Genomic DNA, 23,192 nt, shown 5'->3' with positions numbered 1-23,192 from the left:
GGGGGGAGGCGCCTAGCTTAATTGGACTACCCCCTTTGCGCCACGCGACGGGCGCTGCGCTTCGCGATCATCCCTTATAGTGCCTTGTTGGGTTGCGCGGTCCAGCATAGTCGGTTCGATGTACTCAGGGCTTCAGGATAGCGTCGATGAAAATCACAATGATCGGTTCAGGTTACGTCGGCTTGGTTTCGGGCGCCTGCTTTGCGGATTTTGGCCACGACGTCATCTGCGTCGACAAGGACGAGGGCAAGATCGACCGATTGAACGCAAATGTGATGCCGATCTACGAACCAGGTCTCGAGGCTTTGGTAAAGTCGAACGCCGACGCCGGTCGGCTTCGGTTTTCGACAGACATAGCGCGATCGGTGGCAAACGCTGACGCGGTATTCATCGCCGTCGGCACGCCGTCGCGCCGTGGCGACGGCCATGCAGACCTCAGCTATGTCTATGCAGCGGCACAGGAAATCGGCGAGTCCGTCGCATCGTGTACGGTGATTGTTACGAAATCCACTGTTCCCGTTGGGTCGGGAGACGAAGTCGAACGCATCATCCGCGAAGTGCGACCGGATATTGATTTCGCGGTCGTCTCGAATCCCGAATTTTTGCGCGAAGGCGCGGCGATTGGCGACTTCAAACGCCCAGACCGCATCGTCGTGGGTACCGATGTCGACTGGGCGCGCGATGTGATGCAGCGCGTCTATCGCCCGCTTTTCCTGAATGAATCGCCCATAGTTTTCACCAGTCGCCGCTCGGCGGAACTCATCAAATATGCCGCGAACGCTTTTCTCGCCACGAAGATCACGTTCATCAACGAAATGGCCGATCTTTGCGAAAAACTCGGTGCCGACGTGCAGGATGTTTCTCGCGGCATCGGCCTCGACAACCGTATTGGCCCCAAGTTTCTCCACGCCGGACCGGGTTATGGCGGTAGCTGCTTTCCCAAAGACACGCTGGCGCTGCTGAAAACGGCGCAGGACAATGATACGCCGGTACGGATCGTCGAAGCGGTCGTGCAGGCGAACGATCTTCGGAAGCGCGCCATGGGGCGCAGGATCGTCAATGCGTTGGGAGGGGACGGTCGCGGCCGCAAGGTCGCCCTCTTCGGCCTCACCTTCAAGCCAAACACCGATGACATGCGCGACGCTCCCTCAATCGCCATCGTCCAAGCCCTGCTGGATAGTGGAGCAGTCGTTGAGGCGCACGACCCCGAAGGAATGGCAGAAGCAGCGCTCATCATGCCCAACGTCGCGATGGTCGACAACCCGTACCGGGCGGCAGAAGGTGCCGATGCCGTCGTCATCGTCACCGAGTGGGATGCATATCGCGCGCTCGATCTCAAAAAACTAAAAGCCGCGATGCGGGGCGACGTACTGGCTGACTTGCGCAATATCTATCGCGTCGACGACTGTACGAAGGCTGGATTCAATTATCTCAGCATTGGCCGATAGCGCCGCACGGAGCGCACGCGCCTAACTCGCATCCGGTCCCGAAAATCCCGCCGCCGCGGCCAGGCGATGGTACAATGTCAGGTGACGGTTGGCGGTCGCTTCGATCGAAAACGTGCTCGACATTTCGAGCGCTGCGCGTGAACAGGCTGCGTATAGCGTTTCGTCGGCGGTGATCCGCGCTATCGCTCCCGCGATGTGCGCTGGTTCATCGAGCGGACACAGAAAACCGTTTCTTTCATTTACGACCAGCTCGCTGTTGCCGGGTACGCGGGTTGCGACGATCGGCAAGCCGCTTGCCATGGCTTCGAGTAGCGCAACCGGCATCCCTTCGTAACGCGACGTGTTTAAATAGAGATCGCTGTTTTGCATGAGTTCGGCAATGTCCGATCGCTCGCCCAAAAACAGCACATGCTGGCCCACGCCTCGGTCGCGGGCCAGCGCGCGCATGGCCTCGAGAGCTGCTCCACCGCCCGCGACTTGAAATGTGGGCATGTCGCTCGCCGAGCACCGGCTGACCATGTCCGCGGCTACTTCGATGAGGAGATCATAATGTTTTTGAGCGGAAACGGCGCCAACGCTCAAAATTCGGGGTTTGCCTTCGATCCGATCGCGCGCCCGCCCAGCGGCAAAGCTTCTGCTCGCGGCGTTTGGAATATGAACGACGGGATTGCGCGCGTGCCGGGAAAACAACTCTTCGGTTTCCTTGCTGATCGCGACATAGGTATCGACGACGCGGTCGAAAAGCTTGAACATGTGGGGCGAAAAGCCAAGCCTGCTATTATGGTGCGTCAGAACCACTCTCGACGTCCTCGGAGCCGGATAGAGCATCGGAAGGGATCGAGCCGTATGGGCGTGGATAATATCGGGCCGTAAAGACGCGAAAAGTTTGCGCAGCCTCGACCAGCCGGTCACGGGGTTGCGGTTTGCGCGAAGCTGTAACGACCGGAAAGCTCCGCCATCACTAACGATACGCTCGCGAAGATTGCGTTCCATCTCGGCCGAATTGCCGACGCTTTCCGCATCAACCAATGCGACCACCGTGCTGCGGTGGCCGTTCGCAACATATTCTTTGCTCAGATTCACAACGAGAATCTCTGCGCCGCCCGATGTCAGGCTAGTCAGGATCGAGACGATGTGCATTCGCGCTCCGGCTCAGTCGAGCACGACGCCGCTCTGCCGCAACAGAAGCTTTGCCTCGGGGATCATGCTGTTGCGGCAGATTTCCAGTACGCGAAACGCGTCGGAGTCGCTTAACGTATCTGCATAGCCGCCGACCTTGCCCTTTCGGACCCGGAGACTGTCGCCGTCGCCGCGGTCATAATTGTGGCCGGGAATTCCTGTCTCTTTTTCGGTCTTCTGCATCTTGCTGAAGCGGGCCTTTTCGATAGCCTCACCCAGCGCGGTCTCGTCGATCGGCACCCCCGCAAAGTTGAGGATGCGCCTCACAACGGCATCTGTGCTGCTACTCATCTCCTCATAGCTGACAACGAGTGACCGACTCTCCGCCAGGCCTTTGGCCCAGCCGTTGTGATACCGGACGATCGCCGGAACCCCATATTCCTGATCCTCAATGAACTCGCCTATCGTGTCGGAAAAGCGTTGTTTGTGTTTGGTTTCGTGAAAATATGCCGACACGCATACATCACGGGGATCACGCACGAGGATGATCGTAGGCCTTTTCGAGAACAAGGGCGCATCGAACTGCCGGTGACTGACCGCAATGAGGGGCAGGACGACATTCAGCTCGCGACCTAGAAAAGCCGGCAAGCCTCGCTCAGCGTCGCGGTCGAAATTGGGAAGGATGCGGAAAGTGCTGCGCAGGTCGGGCTCGAAACCCAGGCCAGCGACCTTGGCAAAATAACAGGAAAGTAGATAACGCAGCCACGTTCTGCCGCTCTTGGGATAGGATACAAGAAACGCAGACACCGATGGTGTCGCGCGTTCGAGGAACCTTCGGTTTCGAAGGCGCCGTACGCGCCGGTAGGCGGATTTCAGAAATTCAGGCGCCACGGTCAACCACTCCCAGTCTGTTTCGCTATCCGGTTTCCTTCGAGGGCATCACAAATAGTGGTTTCCCAAATGCCGCCGATCGCATCCGGCGCGAAGCGATCGGCAGCCGCCGCCGCGTTGGTTCCCAACCGCACGCGCAACTCGCGATCGCCCATTACTCTCGAGAGAGCGGCCGCCATTGCGCTGACATTGCCTTCCTCGATGAGCAGGCCATCATAAGCGTCTGTCATCATGTCCGCAGGGCCAAAGGAGCAGTTGAAGGATACACATGGCAACCCCGCAGCCATGGCTTCGCCAAGCACGAGTCCCCAACCTTCAAAACGGGAGCTCAGCACGAACGCGTCGGCATCCTCGATCCATTGTCCAGGCGCGTCACTGATACCCGGCATTTCGACGCTATCCTGGACTCCCAGTTTTTGTATCAGAGCTTGTAGTCCGGCGCGGTCGGGACCGTCGCCCCAGATCCGCAAGCGCCAATCTGGATGCCGCTCTGCGATCTGCGCCCAACTCTCGATCAGAAGGTCGAACCCCTTCTGGTCGACAAGCCGGCCTACGGCCGTCATGATCTTGGTCCGGTTGTCGAAACGCGGCTTGCAATCCTGGTAATCGGCCATATTCGGAATCACCCAGCCGCGCGGTCGCATCGACGGGGGAAAACACTCGAGAGCGCCGCGCGTCATCGTGATGAGGCCGTAAGCGCGCGAATAAGTATAGCGGCGCAATAGACGCCAGACGAGGCCAGGTTTTTGCCGCAGGGGATTGTTTCGTTCCGAAACGATCACCGGAATTCCGAGAGGTCTGGCCGCTAATACCGCGATCACGTTCGAGCGGGTGAGCAGGCTGACGACGATGTCGGGATGTCGAGCTTTCAGGACTTCGCGCAGACGCCGGACCCGTTGCACGATGTCGAACATCGCACTCGCGGCGCCCTTCTTGGCGACCGGCACAGCGAGGTAATCGATCCGAATTCGATCGTCCGTGCGATAATAGGGTGGGCTCCCGTCGGCTTCGAACGACACGATGCTGACATTGAGGCCTGATCGGACGAGGCGGTTGGCGACGAAGCTGACGACATGCTCCGAGCCGCCCGCCGTCAGCCCGGGAAGAAGGAACGTGATATGCGGCGCTGTGGAGGCTGTCTTCGCGACTGGGTGCGCAAGCGGCGGAGCCATATCGACTGTCCGTGTTTGTGTCGGCATGTCGCTATATTTCATGGCTAGAAGATGTTGATCGAATCTGTCGCCACATGGCGATGTCCATTGCGACCGCGGTCAAGGCCGCAAAGGCGATGTGGGCAAAATTCGCTCCCAATGCGCCGAATTGAGGCATGGTGATCCATGCCGTCGCAAAGAACAGGATTGTCGATGCGATCGCCACTTGCAGGACGAACCCGGGCCGGTTCATCGCAAGCAGTGCAGAACGTGAAGGCGCCGCATGCATGATCAGCAGGACCGCCACAAGTTGCGCGAGGAGAAGGGGATAGGCGTTGGCAAATTCAGGGCCAAAAGCGACGCGCATAATCCAGTCGCCGAGTAACCAGAATATCGCGAGCAGGCCGAGCCCGATCAACCCCAATATACCCTGCAACCGTACGATCGTAGAGCGAAAGGACGCGAAATCGCTGTTCGCCCACATCCTTGCCATATCGGGATAGACGACAGCCTGCATCATCGCGCCCACCTGCTGCGCGACTTTGGCGATACGCTTCGCAATATGGTAAAGTCCCGCCCAGGCCGTGCCGGCGAAGGCGCTGACGAGGAGCGTATCGGCTTCCTGTGTCAGGGTGCGTAGCGTGCTCGACACATTGGTCGACCATGCAAAGCCCATGAAGCCGGGAAAACGGTGCTTTAGGTGACGAAAGTTCGCGCGTAGCGGGCTGGGGATTCCCTGCTTGCGGATCGTCCGCATGCCAAGCCACAGGAAAAGCAAGGAATCGAACATCTGGCAGGCGGTCCAGATGATAACGAATTCGAGGAGCGAGAAACCCAGGTAAAGAGCGACAACTGCCAAGCCGAGACGAATTATCGAGGACAACAGCTGCACATAGGCCAAGGTGCGAAACTTGCCGTCGAAACGAAGCGCCGCTGTCGGTACGCCGCGAATATTCGTTGCAATAGCTAAGGCATAAATGGCGATGAGTGGCATATGCTCGGGTTTGAGGCCGATTGCGTTCATCAGCGCAAACCCCACGATGATCGTCAGCAGCCCCGCGCCGATTGCCGTGCCGACATCCAGCAACAAGCCATAGAGATAGAGCTCTGACATGCGCTTTGGGTCGTCGCTGACATCGGCTGATGCGGCAAACCGGATCAGCGGTTGCCACGATTCAAATCGCAGCAACCGTTCGCTTAACCTGCCCACCGTGAGGATGAGTGCGAGCGCGCCATATGTTGCGGGCCCTAATGTACGAGCCGCGATCGTCGTGCTTACAAGCATCAATATGGCATTCACCGAACTGCCCGACACCAGATGAGCGATATTCTTCAGCCAGCCCTTTTCGATACCTGTTTTGGCCTGCGCCGGGACAGCCTCACACCCTTCGGTGATGATGCCGCCATCGGCCAATTGTGAACGCACAGTCATGATCGTCGCTCCTGCGCGGAAAGGTTGATGGGATGTTCCAAAGGCTCAAACGGCTCGCCTTCGCCACCGTCGGCCGCCCAGAATCTCAAGCTGGGGCGGGCAAATGCTGCGGCCAAGGCCAGCATGAGCGGTGCGATCCACAAGCGGTTGTACATATGAGGGATTGATGTCGAAAAGATCATCAGGATCGCAAGCATTGCCAGGACCGTCGCGCCATCTTCACGGTGAAAGCCGAGCGCCTTCATCCCCATCACGCCGAGAACGGCAAACATTGCAGCAAGCCCAGCGAGCGACAACACGCCACCCTCGGTCAGCATCAAGAGCCACAGTTGATGTACCGGAATGCCGAACGAACTGGCTTTGCGAAATTCGTCGACCCCCAATCCTACAAAAAGTGTATCTTTACTCATGTTCCACGCGTCGGCGATCAAAGCCGATCGTTGCGTGAAAGTTCCCGCCTGGTTGAGATCACCCGACAGCACCGCGCCCAACACGCGATCGGTGAACGCTGCTGGCAAGGGCATGTCGAACGCAACATAAGCCACGAAAAGCAAGATGAGGGGAATACCGAACTTCAGAAACCGGACGGGATTTGAGAGCAGGAAGTAAACGGTGAGCGCAACGCAAGTTGCGGAAAATGCCGTGAAGCTGGCGCTGGCTAGCAGCGACCAGATGAGGATCGTGCCGAGGCACAGCGTCAGGAAAGGACGGATCAGTCCGAAATGATAGCCGTTGAGCAAGGCGATTATGGCATAAGCCACGACCCCGCCGTTGAGATTGGCGTCTGAGACCATTCCTCCAATTCGGCCATTCCCCGTCACGAACCGTGGACTGAAGATTTCCTTTGTCTGTTCGTAGGGCAAGAATTCACCGGCCAGCAGCGCGATAAGCTGCGCAATCACGACGCCATATACGAAATAGACCAGACAGCGGCGCACCCAATCGCGATCCTCACTCATCAGGATCATCGGCAGCAGCAGGAAACCGAAAAGATACTGGCTGGCAACGTTCAGCCATCGGAGCGGATCGCCATTGAAGATCGAGCCGAGCAGCAATCCCCCCAGCATCATCGAAAGCGAAATCAGCCACGGCGCGGTCATCGCTTGCATCGCCATGATATTAAGGCGGTTCCGCACTATCATGATCAAGAAGCAGATGAGAAAAAGGAGATCCGACAGCGAAAAGTTCAGCGCTTGCGAGCGAAGAATATGCCAGCATAGGAAGAAGCACGCCGCTCCGAGCAACATCCGACCAAGCCGCTCGGGCCTTTCAAAGTTGCGATTCAGCAGGGAGCGGTCCAGTTCGAACGCGCCATGGTATAGCGGGGACGACGGGGTCACCGGATGTCCTTTCGGCGCAGACAGAAGGTGAGGGACGGGAGCATCAGTCGATTTGCCTGACCAGCATGTAGGCTTCGGCGGCGCCGAGGTACATCGATGCGCCGCGCATGATGGCGAGTGCCCGGATCGCCTCTATCGAGCGTTCGTCCGGAAACTCGCGGACCTGGCTCGCGAAACAACGAAAGGCGTCCAGCTTTGTTTCCAGCGTCTTCGAGATGTCGACAAATACGTTGGGAATGAATGCCGGGGTGATGCCGGGCGCATACCAGTTTGTTTCCGACAGCGTCTCATATGCGTAGATGCGACGAGGCGCCCCCAAATGGCGTGGGCGAGACGCGACCAAGGCCGCCAAGAACGTCAACTGATGATCCATATGAATGTCACCGACAAACGGGACGAAGACCGTTTCGGGGGCAACGTCCTGCATCAGTCCGGCAAGCGCCGCATTCAGCTGGGCGGCTGGAACGGTATCGAGCGCTGCGGCAGGCAGGTCGAGGTAAATTGTTTTGCCGACTCCGACAAGATGATGCGCGGCCTTTGTTTCGGCATAAATCTGCGACACCAGTTTCTCGGAAAATTGGGGAGCGGTCCCCTTTGTCACGATGGCGACCGTTGTCGGGCAACCGGCGGCGGCCAAACGTGATAGGGTGCCGCCGCATCCCAATATTTCATCGTCCGCATGAGGAGCGATGACCAGCGTATTGCCCATGTAGCGCAGGTCATCCATGGCCGCGACCCAGCAAGCCGTGCATCGGTGGCCTTCCGACCAGTTCCCATGACCATTCGGAAACGCGAAGTTGTCCCGACCCCGTTTGAATCAATAGGCCATCGTTATCGTGGGCGACGAGCTGGCCCGGTTCGGCATGGTACGGAAGGGGCGGGTCAACGGGCTCCGAGGCCCAGATCGTGAGCTTCGCGTCCTTAGCCGTTGTGAAAGCGCCCGGATAAGGCCTGCCGGCAGCGCGGACGAGCCGGTCGATATCTCTCGCGGGCTGACGCCAGTCTATCAATCCGTCCGCAGAGGTACGCCGGACGGCATAAGTCGCACAGCAGTCGTCCTGCGGTTCGGGTTTCGCCTCGCCTTTTGCAAGGCGGACCAGTGTTCGATCGAGCATCTGTTCGAGCGCAGCCATATGTTTGGCATAAAGCGTAGAAGCGGTTTCGCGCGGCGCCACGTGGAAATATTGCTGGTCGAGTATCTGCCCGTCGTCGACGCCATCGGCCATGTAGAAGAGCGATCCGGCCGTGATCTTCTCGTCGAGGAGGATCGTCCATGCAATTGCAGCGCGTCCCCGCAGGCGCGGCAGCGCGGCCGGATGATACCCAATGACCCTGCCCGGCACGATATCCAAGAAATTGGCGCCGCAGATTTGCGACCAGCCAATGACGAAAATGAAATCAGGGCGGGCGGCCCGTATCGCCTCCACCGTCGCGGGATCATTTGTCGCCGTGGTGAAGAACATGTCTGTGCCGGCCATTCGCGCGTCATGCGCGAGATCCACGAAATCCGAATGACGTTCGGATTTTTCAGAAGGTAACGTCACGCACAAGGCGAGCTCCCAGTCCGATCTCGCGAAAGCTTGGAGCGCGACGGCCGTACTTGCTACGGCGCCGACCAGAACCGCTCGCATCGTCACAAATTATCCACCGCCATCGCGGGTTGAATGCGCAGATCGGCGCTGCTTGCGTCTTTTTGGACGGGGCGGTCTCCATCCAGCCCCATATGGGCGATCAGGGTCGCATTGACCTTCGCCACATCATAGTCGCGTTCGGCTATTTTGCGTGCGTTGCCGCCCATTGCCGCAGCCCGACCCTTTTCGGCGATGAACGAGCGCATGGCCGCGGTGAGCGCATCGATGTCCCGCGGCGGCACGATAAGCCCGTTGATGCCGTCCTCAATGGGATCGCGGCAGCCAGGCATGTCTGTGGTAATCACCGCGCGACCGGTCGCCATGGCTTCGAGTATCGTGCGGGGCAAGCCCTCGCGATAATAGGATGGCAGCACGAACACCGATGCCTGAGCCAGATGGGGCCGGACGTCAGTCGTTTCGCGAAGAAAATCGACCGGATACTCCTGCTGCAGGCGCGCAACATCCTCACCGCTTAATCCTGTGGGATTCGACGTTTCGGAACGCCCCAGAATGCTGAAGGCTACTTCGGGATTTTCGGCGTTGATCCGCCGCGCGGCCTCAAGAAATTCAAATACGCCCTTGTCGCGCATCAGCCTCCCAACCATGAGAAAATGCAGGCCCTTCTCTGGAAGGGGCTGTTGTTGGAAATGGCGCGTATCCACTCCTGATCCCGGCACGCGAATGACATCGTGCCGGGGGGTTATGATCCCCGCCGCCAGCATGTCGGCCCGATCGTCCTTGTTGAACACGAAAATCTTGCGCGCCCTGCGCACACCTTCTCGGTAGAGGCGCAGGAATATGGATCGAGTAAGACCGGGCTTCGCTCCGTCAGGGCTGAAAAGATAGCCAAGTCCCGACATTAATACGAAGAAGGGCACGTTTCCCATAATCCTTGCCGCGATCCCGCCGTAGATGATCGGCTTCTGCGTATAGGCGAGAATGAGGTCGGGCTTCTCGACTGCGATCAAGCGGATATACCCCCAAAGAGTTTTGAGATCTTGCAGCGGCATGACGCCTGCACGGTCCATCGCGACCGTCGTCAGTCTGATCTGGCGCGATTTCAGCCACGCGGAAACCTCGAAATCTTGGTCGGGCGCGACAGCTACAACCTCGTGTCCCTCGTCGATCAGGCGCGTGAGTAGAGCGCCCCGAAAGTTGACGAGCGAGTAAGCAAGGCTTGAAAAAACAAGGATTTTCATCTCAATCTATTTCCACTGTCGTGGACCTTCGCTGCGCGGGCTCACGGGAATTGTAGGCCGTTCTGGATATCGTCGCCTGACCAGAATGGGCGATCGCTCCTCCCCGCGCAATTCGACAATAAGTAGTTATCCTCTTGGCCGGTCAAAACTGCCCCAGCCTGGGATGCGACAGTCCCTTTCGGGCGGGCTGCATTCCCCTTTCGAGCCATCTGCGTGCCATTCGGCCGGATTTTGACCCTTTCGACTATCGCCAGCAAGAGCATGCGACGAGACGCGTCCAGTTCAATAAAATCGGGATCGAATAATAGATGAACCGGACTTCGCTCGCCGAATTGGCGCGGACATCGATTTCATTCGCGATGTTCGAGCCGGTGGCCGAAGATCTGGACAGGGGCAGGCAATGATTCAGGCATTTGCAAATCGAATAGACCTGCTCGTCCACAACCGATCGGAACGGAGAGATCTGTCCTCGTTGTGGATTTCTCCTTATCGCAAGCGCACGCTTCGCACAGTCGGCGTGATGGTTCTCGACTTTGCGGCGATATTTGCTTCCTTCTTGCTGCTGACGGCAGTCGCCGGCGCTGACGGCCATGCTGCGCCGATATTGACCATGACAAACGGGTTCGCGATCTCGGTCGCCGCATCGTTGGTGCTTCTGTTCGCTGGCGTGTACCGCCGAAGCTGGCGCTTCGTGTCGTTTTCTGACACGATTTCGATGGTTATCACATCATTCGTCGGGCTTTGCACCGGATGGATCGCCACGGCGGTCTTTTCTGGTCAGGCTGGCCGTGGTTTCGGTATCCTTTTCCTTCTCCTGCTGCATTTCTGCGTATCGATAATGGCGATGCAATTGATGCGCGCGTGCCGGCGAGCGGCACGGTCCTATAGCCGTCGGCAACAGGTTGGCGCGATTGTCTCGGCTAATGACAACTCGTTGAAAACCGCCCTGCTGATCGGCGATCCCGAATGGTCGCTTGCAGTGCTCGAGATGCTCGGTGCGAATCCTGCATCGCATGTCAAGATCGTAGGGCTGCTGCTGCCTGGTGACGACAGGACCATTTCGCAGTTGGCGAAAGTGCCCGTGTTGGGCGGGATCGAAAATCTCAATCAGGTGATAGCTTTTCTGAGCGAGCGAGATCGCAAACCAGATATGGTGATTTTGGGCGAGGACAGCATCAGTGTGAGCATTCGAGATATGACTCGGATCAACAAGTTCACGAAAAACCATAACATCGAGATTCTGAAGCTAGGCGACCCCGCAAGTAGGCTGCAATTGCCGGGGCTCGATCCTGATAGGCTGCCGATCGCGGATTTACTGGGTCGTAGCGAGCGGACAATCGAACGCCATATCATCCAGCGTCAAATTTCTGGGCAATGCGTGTTGGTTACCGGAGCTGGCGGTACGATCGGCAGCGAACTTGTCATGCAACTCGCGGCCTTCCGACCTTCAAAGCTGGTGTTGCTCGATCACAGCGAATTCCATCTTTATACTATCGAGATGCGGCTTCGGGAAAGCTTTCCGGACCTTGGAATTGAAGTCGAACTGTGCAGCATTCGCGATGCGGACGAGGTCCGCGGTGTGTTCGCGCGACATTTGCCGTCGGTCGTCTATCACGCCGCCGCGCTTAAACATGTCCCAATGGTCGAATCAAATCCGCTGGGCGGCATTCACACGAACATTATCGGCACCCGCAACATAGCGAATGCCGTCACCGAATTTTCTGCGCGCGCAATGGTGCAGGTCTCGACGGACAAGGCCGTCAATCCTGTGGGCATGATGGGCGCGACCAAAAGGGTAGGGGAGCTGTATTGTCAGTCGCTCGACCTTTGTGGTGTGGACGATCCGGGGGCTCCCCGGTTCATAACGGTACGTTTCGGAAACGTGCTTGGCTCGAGCGGATCGATCGTGCCGCTTTTCAAGCGGCAGCTGATGGAGGGACGTCCGCTCACCGTGACCCACCCCGATATCGAGCGATTTTTCATGTCCGTGGGCGAAGCAGTCCAGCTGATTCTTGAGTCGAGCTCCCGTTCGCTCGAAAATGGTCTGGCGCGCGGCAACATCTTCGTCCTCGACATGGGTGATCCCGTCAAAATCGTCGATTTGGCAAGGCGTATGATCCAAATGCACGGGCTTGAACCCGATGTGGACGTGCCAATCCAGTTCGTCGGCCTGCGGCCTGGCGAGAAGCTGTATGAGGAACTGTTTGATAAATGCGAGCAGCAGGTGGAGTCTCAGATGCCTAACCTGTTTGAAGCCTGCTCACGTGCAATACCACTTCCCGTGATCGGTCAAGCGATCGACGACCTCGCGCGCGCGGTGAAAAGTGGTCTTCGTGAGGAGGCTTGCAGACTGACGCATGCGTTGGTCGAACTTCCGGGCAGTAATTTCACGTTTCATGATTTCCTGCAGAATGAATCGTCTTGGCATGGCAGCGGTCACGGTCTGCAGTTAGTCCAGGACAACTGACGATGGCTAGCTTGATCGACATGAGCAATTTGATCTCCCGGCCGATCGCAGAGCCGAGAACGTCGCCGTTGGCGGTCAGTTCGAGTTGGCCCATGTATGAACCAGACGAGATCGCCGCGGTAACTGAGGTCCTGCGCAGCGGGCGGGTCAACGCCCTGGTTCATGGCGAACAGAATAAGGCGTTCGAAAGAGAGTTCGCCAGTTTCATTGGCATGCCGCACGCTATCGCGGTTGCTAATGGTACCGTCTCGCTCGAAATTGCGTTTCGCGCGCTCGGTATCGGGACAGGCGACGAAGTCATCATCCCGGCACGAAGTTTCTTTGCGACTGCGAGCGCAGTGGTTGCCGTCGGCGCAGAGCCAGTGTTTGCCGACGTCGAAATTCACTCACAAAACATCGACCCCGCTTCGGTCTTGCGGATGATTTCTGAGCGGACGAAGGCCATTGTCTGCGTCCATCTTGCCGGTCGGCCATGCGATTTAGAATCGCTGAACGAAATATGCATGTCGAACGGGCTATTGCTCATTGAGGACTGCGCACAGGCGCACGGCGCGCGCTACAAAGGGCGTGCGGTAGGATCTTTCGGCGCGGCGTCTTCGTTCTCATTCTGCACGGACAAGATCATGTCAACGGGCGGGGAGGGTGGCATGGTCCTATTCAAGAGCGAGGCAGTCTGGGCAAACGCTTGGGCGATTAAAGACCATGGCAAGCAGCCTCCCGAACATCGCCCCCAAGGAACCGGCCTTCCTGGTGAATTTCGCTATATTCACCAGAGCTTTGGGAGCAACTTCCGCATGACTGAAATGCAGGCGGCGATAGGCCGCGCTCAATTGCGCAAATTACCGCAATGGATCGATCGCCGCCGTTCGAACGCCGAAACGCTCGCCGCTGAGATATCGGGGCTGCCGGGCCTCTTGCCGGACCAGCCAGACCCGCATGGTCAGCACGCTTGGTACAAATTCTACGCTCTGATCGATGAGACGGGGCTGCCGGCGGGACTGACGCGGTCGGACATCATCGGTGAGATGACAAGGGTAGGGATTCAATGCGGGAGTGGTTCTTGCCCGGACATGAGCAAGGAAGCGGCGTTCGATGGAAGACCTGTTCGCCGCGATGGAAATTTGCCCAATGCCAACTCACTGGGGGCGCGGACAATCATGTTCCCGGTCGATCATCTGCTAAACGAAATGGACATGCGCAAGATTTCTGATGCCCTGAAGGGGATTTTGCAATGAACGCGGGTCAAGCATCAACCGATTGGCGGCCCTCCTTTTTAATCATCGGCGCGGTCAAGGCTGCAACGACTTGGTTGCTCGAGCAACTGCAGGTGAACCCGCATTTGTACATGCCCGATCCGGAACCACATTATTTCAGTAGCGAATATCATCGAGGCGAAAGCTATTACCGCAGCTTCTTCGATACCTATGCGACAACCGGCAGGCTGTTGGGGGAAAAGTCGGCAGACTATCTGGCGCATCCCCAAGCGGCACAGCGGTTGGCCGCGATGGTGCCCAATGCCAGGCTTGTCGTACAGTTTCGTAATCCGATTGAACGCGCTTATTCGGATTACAAGATGCTGTATCGGCGCGGAACGGTGCGGCTTGCGCCAGAAGATTATCTGACCTCGCGCGATAGTTCGCAACCTCGGTTCCTCAATGACGGACTCTATGCAGAACATATGCGAAGATGGCTGGACTATTTTCCGCAAGAGCAACTGCATGCCATTCTGTTCGACGATGTGAAGCAGGATGCCAAGGAGGTAGTCGATTCGGTTTCCCGGCATCTGGGAGTCGATCCGGTGTTCGACTTGGGGCAGTCCACAAAACGCGCAAACGATGGCTCCGAGCGCTTCTTGCCGATGCCATTCCGCAAAGCATTGTCGCCGTTCAAAGGTTTGGTGGCCCCTTTACGAGGATCCACCTGGTTTGAGACGGCGCGCGATATTTTTGCCAGCGAGATCGCATATCCGCCACTTTCGGCGGACCTGCGGGAGCGGCTTAGCGACTTTTACGCGGAGGATATCGCCGATCTTGGCGCGATGCTCGGCCGCGATCTTACACACTGGACCAATGGCGGGACGGATCACGCGGTGCTGCGAAACCAAGTAGCGGCCCGATGACGAGGATTCTCGGTGGAGCCACAGCTTTTGGCCCGATCGTTTGCCGGCGAACTTTGACGAAGCGGGAGTTGCGAAATGCACAGCGTACTTAAAAGATCGATGTCCTTTTTCCTTATGATCGCCTTTGCGACGGCGACTACCGGATGCACTTCGGCAAATGCCGGCCTCAGTGTTGTTCCGGCCACAGAATCTCTAGAATATCCTCTCGCATCGGGCGACAAGATCCGTATCTCCATTCCTGACTTGCAAGGGGCGGACGGCGAGTATCTGGTTGATCAAACGGGGGTGGTTTCGTTGCCGCTGATCAAAGCGGTAAAGGTCGCGGGTCTAACGCTTCGCGAAGCCGAAGCTGCCATAACTCAAGTGATTCTGGAGCAAAAAATACTGGTTCGACCGACGGTGACAATCCAAGCGATAGGGCTGAGGCCGGTCTATATCCTGGGCGAAGTCAACAGGCCCGGCGAGTATAATTTCCGCGATGGACTGACAATCTTTTCCGTGGTGTCGATGGCGGGCGGATATACGTACCGCGCCAACTCCAAGTCGATGACCATCATTCGGGTCGTCAATGGCGAAGCGACCACCGGAAAAGCAGATGAAAACACGGTGGTCATGCCCGGAGACCGGGTTCGCATTATGGAGAAATGGTTTTGAGATTCCGGCCTCCTCTAATCGCGCTGACCTGCCCCGCCGCAGCTTTTCTAGGCTCGGTGCCAGCAATGGCCGAACCGGTGAGCCAGACCGCTCCACTCGTATCCGCAGACCTGAAGGACTATGAAACCCCAGGGCTCGACGTGGCCGGTTTCCAGCTTAGATCCGAAGTCGAAACCATGCTGACGGCCGACGACAATGTCTATGCGTCGTCCACTGGTAAACGCAGTGACGCCGTTTTCCGACTGTCGGCGGGCTTGGAAGCACGAAGGAAAATCGGGAATGTGGAGCTGCGCGCCACAGGCAAGACGAGCATTCGCCGCATGGCAACATTGACGTCCGAGAATGCCGAGACGGCGTCAACGGAAATCGGAGTGTTCTGGGAACCGTCGGCTTCGCATCGCTTCAACTTTTCGGGCGGATGGTCTCGCCTCGTCGAAGATCGGGGCGACCCCGAAGCATTGAATCTCCAGTCGACGGGCCCGCGGCTTACGAACTTGCTCGAAGCGCAGGCACAGTATCGCCACGAAGGTGGCAGGATATTCGTGGCGGCGGATACGGCGGTGCGAAAGTACGATGTTCTTGGCCTTAGCAACTCCGAACGCGACTTCACGTCCCTGATTGGTTCGCTGACCCTTGGTTATAGCGTAAGCAGCCAAGTTTACGGGACCGTCACCGGCTATGTAAACAACCGGAATTTCCGGTTGCCGGTGACGATTGCGGGTTTCGATCAGGACGCGACGACGATCGGCGGGCGTCTGGGTTTCTCAACCAAAGGGGAGGGCTTGGTCCAGGGGCGGGTCGGCATCGGCCTGTTCCGGCTCAATCCATCCGACCCGACGCTTGATGGGCGAAGCGGCCTCTCCGCGGACGTCTCGTTGATCGTCAGACCGCGAAGACGGACCGCCATCACTCTCGACATATCGGCCGGCGATGTCGCTACCTTCAGACTGGGCGCGATTGCGCGTTCGGATAAGCGCGCATCGTTGTCGATTCAGCAGGAGGCCCGGCATAATCTTTATGGCACCCTTGGCTTTGTTATTCGCGAATCCACATTTTTGGGATCGGGCATCAAGGAGCGGACGATCGGGCCCAACCTGGAAATCGAATGGCTCCTGAGGCGGGGGATGTCGCTTGTCGGCTTTGCCACGTACCAGCACCGCAGCAGCGACGACCCCATCGAAGGCTTTGAGCGATTTCGCGGCGGCATCTCGCTCCGATTTCGTTACTGAGCGTCCGCAGCGAGGCGTTCGTATATTCGTGTAATCGCGTCAATGTGCCTGGCGCTCGAAAACCGATCCTTTGCACTGACCTTGGCACGCGCGGTCATTGCCGCGGTGGCGCCGGGGTCGTCGAGCAGCTCGATACAAGCCTTGGCGACCGCATGGGGGTCGCCGGGCGGCACCAAGCTGCCAATCCCGTCCAAGATGGCCTCTGGATTGCCTCCAGACCGGGTCGCGACGACAGGCGTTCCGACCAGCATCGCTTCCACCAGCGTTCGTCCCAACGGTTCGTCAACCGCGGGAACCAGAAGGAAATCGCAAGCCGCAATCCAATCGGCGCCCGGAGATCGATAGCCCATCAAGTGAACGGATCCTGATACGTCGGGAAGGCGTATGCGCTCACGCATCGCGACCTCGAGTTCCGGATATGTGCTTTCGCCAAACATGACGCCTTTGACCGGACGACCTTGGGACGCCTTGAGCGCTGCGATGGCTTCGATGAACATCAGGGGTCTTTTCCGGTCGATGAAGCTCCCGAAATAGCCACAGATAATCGTGTCGGCAGATGCCCCTATTTCTTCAACCAGGCGCTCGCGGACTGGCTGGACCATGATCTGCGTTTCGAAGGGGCTGAAAACGACCTCGGCGTTGCGTGCTGCTGCGGTCAATGGCCGCCTTGGCAGGGAGAAGTGCGATACGGTTACGATATGGTCGGCAACCCACGGAGCGACAAAGCGCAGACCTTTTGCCGTGGGGTCGGCGCGGTGATGCCAAAGCAGCTTTCGTCCCGCCATCTTGGTCGCTAACGCCCATGTCGCGTGGGTGCGGCCGTCGTTGGTATGCACCACCGTCGCGTTGACCGATCTGAGCAACGCCGACCGGCGGCGCAACCCGCGAAATGTAGAGGCGAAGCGCCGTATCGTGAAATCGCGGCCAACGGCAAAGCTATCCGACGGCGGAGCGGGATCCGCTATCTGTTCAAAGGAAGAGAAATGTTCCGCCAAGCGGCCGGAGGGCTTCTCTAAAATCATAATGGGCCGAAACCGTGTGCGATCGAGCCCCTCGATCAAGCCGAGCAGCGAATGATGGCTGCCACCGAGGCTGTCACCGGCCATAGGATAACAGATCGTAATTGGGTCGGTCATATGGGCGCGCCTCCCGGCAACGGTGTCAACGCGAAAAGTTTCGATCTAGATAGTCAAGGAACGCGTCGAAATTGGACACGTCATCCCCATTGGCGTCGTCCCACGGATCGAATTTCCCGACCTTCATGCCGTTGCGGCTTTCCCACAGGTCGTCCATCCCGTCCGCATCGCTATCGGTGTAAGGTTTGCCATCGGCGACAGGAGGAATTTCGCCTGGTTTCGACACGATCTTACCCGTTCCGTTCCGAACGTCGCTGATTACCCGGAGGTCGATCGCATCGCGCGGCCAAGCACCGGCATTCGCAAGAATTGTTCCAAAAGCCTCACTCGCGGGCGAAGGCTCGACCGTCAGGGGGCATGAGGGCTTGGCTTGGCGAACGCCAGCAACAGAGGCGTCGACGTGGATGAAATCGCCAATGAAGCGGTTGTCGTCGAGGTAAATGCTCGACGGGCCAGCGCTTCCTTCCGTTTGGCGGATAACGCCGACCGAGCGGGCCGAACTGTTTGGCCCTGCCTTGAAAATATTCCCGACGATCGAAACCGGGGTTCCTCCATAGCTCTCCCAAATTTCAGCAAACTCGGATTGCGCGTTGAAAAAGATGTTGTTGAGAACTTCAATACAGGAAGACGGACGAAAATTGATATCAGGATTTCGATCGCCGTTATGGGCACAAATGTTGCCAATGAAGCTCATGTTCTGAATATTTTTGGGATCGCTGCCCAAGAGCGCACATTTGTCATGCTTCGGAATGCCATATGCGAAGATCGAATGACTTATCGTAATGAGATCATTGTCGCCATAGCCATTAATGATTTCATCCCGTGCCCAACTGGCGCTAACATGGTCAATGATAACGTTGCGGCTATTCTCTATCGTAATCGAGTCTTCCGACTCGCGTTCTCCGCCAATCCGATCGTTTCGCACACGGATGTGACGGACAATGATATCATGTGAGTTCTTGATGAGCAGGGGCGTTCGGGATTGCGGCGATCCATCGTGAGCAATTGTAACACCACCGCCGGATGCCGTCTGGCCTGCAATCGTCAGATAAGGATTTTTGATCACTGGCGGTTTGCCGGAAAAACGGAAGACACCCCCGATCCGAAATATGCATGTCCGTGGGCCTGTGGCCTCGAGGCAGGATCGCAGCGACCCCGCGCCGGCATCGTCCAAAGTGGTGACTTGGATCATTTTTCCACCGCGGCCGCCCGCCGCATTGACGCCGTACCCGATCGCTGTCGGGAACGCCTTGCCACTTACAAGTTGCGGATCAACTTCTTCGGCTTGGCCACCCGACGCGGCACATGAGGCCAGCATCAGCGCGAGGGAAAATGAGATCCCCAGGCATGGCGTTCTATGCGTTCGGAGCTGGGGCGGCATCGACATATCCTCGTTCGTAGAAACGGCTTATTTGGCACCCTTTTCATCCAGATAGAATGAAGCAGACGGTTTACCCCCAAAGTCTAGGTCGAGTGTTCGAATTCCGGCAAGGCTTGGCTCGTTGCTCGGACGTCTAGCCGAAAATTGCTAGGGAATGGCGATGGATTACGTCGTGGCAACAGTTTACCGATTGAAATTATGCGATTATTTTTTCATTTCTCCAGGTTTAAGGCCAAATTCTTTTAGCAAGTTCTTGAAATTAGACCGAATAGATAGAAAAATGATCATCTATGGTTCCACATAAACCTACTGCGCTTAAAGTATAATCGAATGCGCCGCTGAAATATTTCAGCCCGACATCAAAACGGCACGGATAGTCGCCTTCGGCCTTGCGCTCGAAATGATTAGTCATAACGGATTAACCCAAAATTGGGTAATTCATCTTATCCTGAGGCTGAATTTACCATGGCCGTATAGGATGATGATGCGTGTGGATAAGTTTTCAATGAAGTTTCATAACTTTACGACCCGTGGGGCGTCGTCCGTCGTTATCGCGCTGATGCTTGCTGGCTGCGGCGGCGGCAGCGCTGGCAGCGCGCCTAGCACCGGTGCAGGCCCGGTTGTGGTTATTCCCGTCCCGACACCAACACCTGCTCCGACGCCGGCGCCGACACCGACGCCGACACCCGCTCCGACACCGACGCCTGCTCCGACGCCAACGCCAACGCCTGCTCCGACGCCAACACCCGCTCCAACGCCAACGCCTGCTCCGACGCCAACACCCGCTCCAACGCCGACGCCTGCACCAACGCCGACACCCGCTCCGACGCCGACGCCCACACCAACTCCGGCACCGCCGCCTGTCGCCGGAACGTACAGTCCGAGCAAGTTGCGCGATGGCCGGCAGCGTGCATTTCCAACGGCGCAAGGATTCGGCGCGGCATCTGTGGGGGGGCGAGGAGGACAAGTGTATCCCGTCACGACGCTCGCGGATTCCGGTGCTGGATCGCTCCGCGAGTGCATGATGGCGGTCGGCGCCCGCACATGCGTCTTTCGCGTGTCGGGAACAATCGAGTTGTTGACGCAGATCAAGCCAACCTCGGGCAATCTTACGGTGGCAGGTCAAACTGCACCGGGTGGCGGAATCGCGCTTCGAAATTCCCCATCGAATCTGACGGGTTCACCGATAGCGTTGGTAAAGCCCGATAACATCCTTCGCCATATTCGCCTTCGGCCCGGTCCAACCAGCGGAGCCAAGCAGGATACGACGGACAGCATCACGATCGATGCGGGCGCTAATAATACGATCCTGGATCACGTCTCGCTTTCCTGGGCTACCGACGAACCTTTTAATTCGACGAAAGCGTCGGGCGAGATCACCGTTCAATGGTCGCTGGTCTACGAAGGTTTGAGCAAGTCCACCCATGCGTCCGGCGAGCATTCGAAAGGAATGTTCGTCGAGGGAAATAATATTTCGGTTCATCACGTGCTGATCGCGCACGCCACCGACCGCATGCCAAACGCTGGCGTGGGGAGCCGCGTCGATTTCGTGAATATCGTTTCCTACAATATGAGAGAGCGCGCGCACCAATATTTCTCGATGCTGCAGAAACAGGGAACGGGAACAAGCGGCCTTACACGTCAGGCCAACGTCATTGGAAATTGGGTGTCGATGGGCCCCGACTCCGTCCGCGGCACGCCGATTTTTGGCGGCGATTATGACGAGGCGCATTCCACAAATCCGGGGTTTGCCGAGTTCTATTTGGCGGGGAACATTGACGGGCGACGTAGCAATGTGTCGATGGCGGATAGGATGTTCTTCGAGCCAACCGACTGGATGTATCTGCTAGGTAACATAATCGGCAGCCTTTCCATCGAGCACTACTCATCGGCCGAGCAGGCCGTGCGCGACGTGACTGCGTTCGCGGGCGCGTTTCCAAGAGATGCTGCGGACCAGCGTGTCGTTACCGACTTTCTCAGCTGCCGCGGCTCAATCATCGATGATCCGAGCGAAGTGGGGGGGTGGCCCGCGTTGGCTGCTGGAACGCCCTACGTCGATGCAGATGCCGACGGCATGGACGATAACTGGGAAGCGGCGCGCGGCATCACGGTTGGAACTGCCGATGCCGACGGAGATGGTTACACCAACCTCGAAGAATATTTGAACGAACGTGCCGGCGACCAAGACGCTTCCGGTAGCTTTGTGAACAAGGTGGGTACGGGCTCCGGCTCGGTACCCGCAGTGAACTGCGGGATCTCGGTTTAGCGCTGAAACGGGCAAGAGCTTGAACCTCGGATCGACGTCGCGACTCGGATACCGCAGTGCGGCATAAATTCGATTCTTATGGTTTCTCAACATGTCCCAAAACGGGAAGCTTAATATCCGGTTTTCAATCCGAGGCGGGCCGGTTCGGATACGCCTGATTTTTATTAAATAAAAACAAAATCTTGGGCCAGAATTAGGTCTGTCTCCTCAAAATCGCGCGTCGGTGTTAAATTAGCCTTAAGTGGATTCGACTCTCGGCGCAAATTTGATTAGGTTAAGTGCACTTAAACAAACTTATCCAAAACAATCAAAAACATCCAATATAACGGGTCGCGATTGGGTACGTCTTTTACGAGGGGGGCGTTCGATGATCGTAGAGAAATTGTCAAGCAATACGGTTGGCAAAGAAATTCTTTCAACAGTGGTGGTCGGCAGAAACACTTTGGCCCGTGAGGGGCTGCGGCGTATTTTGGCGGACGATGATTTTACCATCGCAGCGCTGGTGGAGAGTGGGGCAGATCTGCCTAGCGAATTTGTTGCGAATGCGCTGCCAGCGCTTTTCATTCTCGACAATGGCGACGGAGAGCAGATCACCATTGAGCTGGAAGTCTTGAACAGGAATTTTCCGAAGTCTCGCAAAGTTGTGCTTGCCGACGAGTTCGAATTCGAACGCGTGGCGGATGCTTTCAAGAGCGGTGCTGATGGATATTTTGTCAAGGCGATCAGTTGCGAAGCTTTGATGGAATCGCTTCGGCTCGTTGTGATGGGTCAGAAAGTGATGCCTAGCGAACTCGCGCTTCACTTGTCCGGCGTAGTCCGTCGGAACGAGATGCCTCAAATTTCGCCCAATGCCGACGTAGCGCGAATTCTTTCCGAGCGAGAGATTACAACGTTGCGTTATCTCCTCGTCGGTCACTCGAACAAGGAGATCGCGCGGCGGCTTGAAATAAGCGAAGCGACGGTCAAGGTTTACGTCAAGGCAATCTTGCGTAAACTTCGCGTCAGCAACCGCACCCAAGCGGCGATCTGGGCGTTTAATAATGGCGTAAAGATTGGCGCCGTCGATGTTGCTGATACCTTTGTTCAAAATGATATGGATGCTTCTCTCATGCTCGCCGCCACCTAGGCGCGAGCATGACACCGCAAATCGATCTGAGCGCGGACGGTTTCTCTGCCGGGACTTCACCAGGTGTGAGTCTTGGTGAGCAATTGCGCCGCATTCGGAAGGCCCATGGGGCAACCCAAGTCGCTCTCGGTTTGGGTGTCGGTGTTAGCACCGCCACAATTAGCATGTGGGAAAATGGCCGGCGGCATCCGACCGGGAAACATATGGCTGCTGTCCGTGAGTTTTTCGGCGTTTTGGCCAATATCTCACCGATCGGCGCGGGATCGTTGGGATATGATGAATTTATGATCGAAAGCCGAGAAAGCATCGCAAAATTCGTCGGAACGAGCGCTGATAAAATAAGAATCATGATCGAAATCTGACTGGGGTACATGAACCAGAGGCAGCAAATCGGGTATGGCGTCATCGAGCCGACCAAGTTCGGCAGAGCCAGAAGATGTCATTATTTTTCGACGCCTAGTAATCAAGTGTAGCAAAGCGGGCGAACGCTGGCGTTGACGTCGAATAATCGATTTGGGCCCAACGTGATGTTGGGGAGAAATGTGCTGGCGACGGCGGTATTGCCATTTGGGCTCAGTCCCGCGGTGGAAAAATTTCGCTCCT

General features: G+C 57.3%; 20 protein-coding genes. 9 read left to right on the top strand and 11 right to left on the bottom strand.

Going from position 1 to position 23,192, the window contains the following annotated elements; genetic code table 11:
* Positions 1-146: 146 nt before the first annotated feature.
* Positions 147-1,448: a UDP-glucose dehydrogenase family protein gene (locus ACQY6T_RS10075; RefSeq protein WP_428630652.1), complete on the top strand. Its 1,302-nt coding sequence runs from the start codon at positions 147-149 to the stop codon at positions 1,446-1,448.
* Positions 1,449-1,469: 21 nt separating this feature from the next.
* On the opposite strand, the gene ACQY6T_RS10070 is transcribed toward ACQY6T_RS10075, so the two are convergent.
* Genes ACQY6T_RS10070 through ACQY6T_RS10035 form a run of 8 tightly spaced genes read right to left on the bottom strand, consistent with a single transcriptional unit; the run spans position 1,470 to position 10,211 of the window.
* A complete protein-coding gene (locus tag ACQY6T_RS10070; RefSeq protein WP_428630651.1) occupies positions 1,470-2,588 on the bottom strand; it encodes a glycosyltransferase family 4 protein in 1,119 nt (372 codons plus the stop codon).
* A gap of 12 nt (positions 2,589-2,600) precedes the next feature.
* Complete coding sequence (locus ACQY6T_RS10065) at positions 2,601-3,458, bottom strand: sulfotransferase domain-containing protein (RefSeq protein ID WP_428630650.1); 858 nt, start codon at positions 3,456-3,458, stop codon at positions 2,601-2,603.
* 2 nt (positions 3,459-3,460) lie between these two features.
* Positions 3,461-4,672: a glycosyltransferase family 4 protein gene (locus ACQY6T_RS10060; RefSeq protein ID WP_428630649.1), complete on the bottom strand. Its 1,212-nt coding sequence runs from the start codon at positions 4,670-4,672 to the stop codon at positions 3,461-3,463.
* Complete coding sequence (locus ACQY6T_RS10055; RefSeq protein WP_428630648.1) at positions 4,662-6,041, bottom strand: lipopolysaccharide biosynthesis protein; 1,380 nt, start codon at positions 6,039-6,041, stop codon at positions 4,662-4,664. Before ACQY6T_RS10055 ends, ACQY6T_RS10060 begins: the two co-directional genes overlap by 11 nt.
* A complete protein-coding gene (locus tag ACQY6T_RS10050; protein WP_428630647.1) occupies positions 6,038-7,381 on the bottom strand; it encodes an O-antigen ligase family protein in 1,344 nt (447 codons plus the stop codon). The genes ACQY6T_RS10055 and ACQY6T_RS10050 overlap by 4 nt, the downstream gene beginning before the upstream one ends.
* 43 nt (positions 7,382-7,424) lie before the next feature.
* The gene (locus ACQY6T_RS10045; protein WP_428630646.1) at positions 7,425-8,108 is read right to left on the bottom strand and encodes a PIG-L deacetylase family protein; all 684 of its coding nucleotides are present in this window, start codon (positions 8,106-8,108) and stop codon (positions 7,425-7,427) included.
* A complete protein-coding gene (locus ACQY6T_RS10040; RefSeq protein ID WP_428632624.1) occupies positions 8,101-9,012 on the bottom strand; it encodes a methionyl-tRNA formyltransferase in 912 nt (303 codons plus the stop codon). Before ACQY6T_RS10040 ends, ACQY6T_RS10045 begins: the two co-directional genes overlap by 8 nt.
* 2 nt (positions 9,013-9,014) lie before the next feature.
* Positions 9,015-10,211: a glycosyltransferase family 4 protein gene (locus tag ACQY6T_RS10035; RefSeq protein ID WP_428630645.1), complete on the bottom strand. Its 1,197-nt coding sequence runs from the start codon at positions 10,209-10,211 to the stop codon at positions 9,015-9,017.
* A 400-nt stretch (positions 10,212-10,611) separates the two neighbouring features.
* Between ACQY6T_RS10035 and ACQY6T_RS10030 the strand changes: the two genes are divergently transcribed.
* The 5 genes from ACQY6T_RS10030 (at position 10,612) to ACQY6T_RS10010 (ending at position 16,680) form a co-directional block, all read left to right on the top strand.
* Positions 10,612-12,678: a polysaccharide biosynthesis protein gene (locus ACQY6T_RS10030; RefSeq protein WP_428630644.1), complete on the top strand. Its 2,067-nt coding sequence runs from the start codon at positions 10,612-10,614 to the stop codon at positions 12,676-12,678.
* Between the two features lie 2 nt (positions 12,679-12,680).
* On the top strand, positions 12,681-13,913 hold the full coding sequence (locus tag ACQY6T_RS10025; protein ID WP_428630643.1) for a DegT/DnrJ/EryC1/StrS family aminotransferase: 1,233 nt from the start codon (positions 12,681-12,683) through the stop codon (positions 13,911-13,913).
* Positions 13,910-14,797 carry a sulfotransferase family protein gene (locus ACQY6T_RS10020; protein ID WP_428630642.1) on the top strand — a complete coding sequence of 296 codons (888 nt, stop codon included), beginning with the start codon at positions 13,910-13,912 and terminating at the stop codon, positions 14,795-14,797. The genes ACQY6T_RS10025 and ACQY6T_RS10020 overlap by 4 nt, the downstream gene beginning before the upstream one ends.
* Positions 14,798-14,872: 75 nt before the next feature.
* Positions 14,873-15,451, top strand: coding sequence for a polysaccharide biosynthesis/export family protein (locus tag ACQY6T_RS10015; protein ID WP_428630641.1), 579 nt, complete (start codon positions 14,873-14,875; stop codon positions 15,449-15,451).
* A gap of 65 nt (positions 15,452-15,516) precedes the next feature.
* Positions 15,517-16,680 carry an outer membrane beta-barrel protein gene (locus ACQY6T_RS10010; protein WP_428630640.1) on the top strand — a complete coding sequence of 388 codons (1,164 nt, stop codon included), beginning with the start codon at positions 15,517-15,519 and terminating at the stop codon, positions 16,678-16,680.
* Here the strand turns inward: ACQY6T_RS10010 and ACQY6T_RS10005 are convergent.
* The 3 genes from ACQY6T_RS10005 to ACQY6T_RS09995 form a co-directional block, all read right to left on the bottom strand.
* The gene (locus ACQY6T_RS10005; protein ID WP_428630639.1) at positions 16,674-17,816 is read right to left on the bottom strand and encodes a glycosyltransferase family 4 protein; all 1,143 of its coding nucleotides are present in this window, start codon (positions 17,814-17,816) and stop codon (positions 16,674-16,676) included. The genes ACQY6T_RS10010 and ACQY6T_RS10005 overlap by 7 nt on opposite strands.
* Before the next feature lie 25 nt (positions 17,817-17,841).
* Complete coding sequence (locus ACQY6T_RS10000; protein ID WP_428630638.1) at positions 17,842-19,197, bottom strand: pectate lyase family protein; 1,356 nt, start codon at positions 19,195-19,197, stop codon at positions 17,842-17,844.
* 626 nt (positions 19,198-19,823) lie between these two features.
* Positions 19,824-20,141, bottom strand: coding sequence for a hypothetical protein (locus ACQY6T_RS09995; RefSeq protein WP_428630637.1), 318 nt, complete (start codon positions 20,139-20,141; stop codon positions 19,824-19,826).
* Between the two features lie 77 nt (positions 20,142-20,218).
* Between ACQY6T_RS09995 and ACQY6T_RS09990 the strand changes: the two genes are divergently transcribed.
* The 3 genes from ACQY6T_RS09990 (at position 20,219) to ACQY6T_RS09980 (ending at position 22,951) form a co-directional block, all read left to right on the top strand.
* Positions 20,219-21,463 (top strand): hypothetical protein, encoded by a 1,245-nt coding sequence (locus ACQY6T_RS09990; protein WP_428630636.1) that lies wholly within the window; start codon positions 20,219-20,221, stop codon positions 21,461-21,463.
* A 367-nt stretch (positions 21,464-21,830) separates the two neighbouring features.
* Positions 21,831-22,589: a LuxR C-terminal-related transcriptional regulator gene (locus ACQY6T_RS09985; RefSeq protein WP_428630635.1), complete on the top strand. Its 759-nt coding sequence runs from the start codon at positions 21,831-21,833 to the stop codon at positions 22,587-22,589.
* Positions 22,590-22,597: 8 nt separating this feature from the next.
* On the top strand, positions 22,598-22,951 hold the full coding sequence (locus ACQY6T_RS09980) for a helix-turn-helix transcriptional regulator (RefSeq protein ID WP_428630634.1): 354 nt from the start codon (positions 22,598-22,600) through the stop codon (positions 22,949-22,951).
* The last annotated feature ends 241 nt before the right edge of the window (positions 22,952-23,192 follow it).

The sequence above is a fragment of the Sphingopyxis sp. genome (assembly GCF_965279725.1).
In the GTDB taxonomy this organism is placed as follows: domain Bacteria; phylum Pseudomonadota; class Alphaproteobacteria; order Sphingomonadales; family Sphingomonadaceae; genus Sphingopyxis.
Note: the sequence above shows the minus strand (reverse complement) of the source record. Positions and strands in the feature narration are given on the sequence as shown.

Excerpts from the sequence above, each read along its gene's own strand:
- ACQY6T_RS10075 (WP_428630652.1), top strand. The coding sequence starts at position 147 with ATGAAAATCACAATGATCGGTTCAGGTTACGTCGGCTTGGTTTCGGGC.
- ACQY6T_RS10070 (WP_428630651.1), bottom strand. The coding sequence starts at position 2,588 with ATGCACATCGTCTCGATCCTGACTAGCCTGACATCGGGCGGCGCAGAG.
- ACQY6T_RS10060 (WP_428630649.1), bottom strand. The coding sequence starts at position 4,672 with ATGAAATATAGCGACATGCCGACACAAACACGGACAGTCGATATGGCT.
- ACQY6T_RS10055 (WP_428630648.1), bottom strand. The coding sequence starts at position 6,041 with ATGACTGTGCGTTCACAATTGGCCGATGGCGGCATCATCACCGAAGGG.
- ACQY6T_RS10045 (WP_428630646.1), bottom strand. The coding sequence starts at position 8,108 with ATGGATGACCTGCGCTACATGGGCAATACGCTGGTCATCGCTCCTCAT.
- ACQY6T_RS10040 (WP_428632624.1), bottom strand. The coding sequence starts at position 9,012 with ATGCGAGCGGTTCTGGTCGGCGCCGTAGCAAGTACGGCCGTCGCGCTC.
- ACQY6T_RS10035 (WP_428630645.1), bottom strand. The coding sequence starts at position 10,211 with ATGAAAATCCTTGTTTTTTCAAGCCTTGCTTACTCGCTCGTCAACTTT.
- ACQY6T_RS10030 (WP_428630644.1), top strand. The coding sequence starts at position 10,612 with ATGATTCAGGCATTTGCAAATCGAATAGACCTGCTCGTCCACAACCGA.
- ACQY6T_RS10025 (WP_428630643.1), top strand. The coding sequence starts at position 12,681 with ATGGCTAGCTTGATCGACATGAGCAATTTGATCTCCCGGCCGATCGCA.
- ACQY6T_RS10020 (WP_428630642.1), top strand. The coding sequence starts at position 13,910 with ATGAACGCGGGTCAAGCATCAACCGATTGGCGGCCCTCCTTTTTAATC.
- ACQY6T_RS10015 (WP_428630641.1), top strand. The coding sequence starts at position 14,873 with ATGCACAGCGTACTTAAAAGATCGATGTCCTTTTTCCTTATGATCGCC.
- ACQY6T_RS10010 (WP_428630640.1), top strand. The coding sequence starts at position 15,517 with ATGGCCGAACCGGTGAGCCAGACCGCTCCACTCGTATCCGCAGACCTG.
- ACQY6T_RS10005 (WP_428630639.1), bottom strand. The coding sequence starts at position 17,816 with ATGACCGACCCAATTACGATCTGTTATCCTATGGCCGGTGACAGCCTC.
- ACQY6T_RS10000 (WP_428630638.1), bottom strand. The coding sequence starts at position 19,197 with ATGCCGCCCCAGCTCCGAACGCATAGAACGCCATGCCTGGGGATCTCA.
- ACQY6T_RS09995 (WP_428630637.1), bottom strand. The coding sequence starts at position 20,141 with ATGCCGCGCCGAATCCTTGCGCCGTTGGAAATGCACGCTGCCGGCCAT.
- ACQY6T_RS09990 (WP_428630636.1), top strand. The coding sequence starts at position 20,219 with ATGATGGCGGTCGGCGCCCGCACATGCGTCTTTCGCGTGTCGGGAACA.
- ACQY6T_RS09985 (WP_428630635.1), top strand. The coding sequence starts at position 21,831 with ATGATCGTAGAGAAATTGTCAAGCAATACGGTTGGCAAAGAAATTCTT.
- ACQY6T_RS09980 (WP_428630634.1), top strand. The coding sequence starts at position 22,598 with ATGACACCGCAAATCGATCTGAGCGCGGACGGTTTCTCTGCCGGGACT.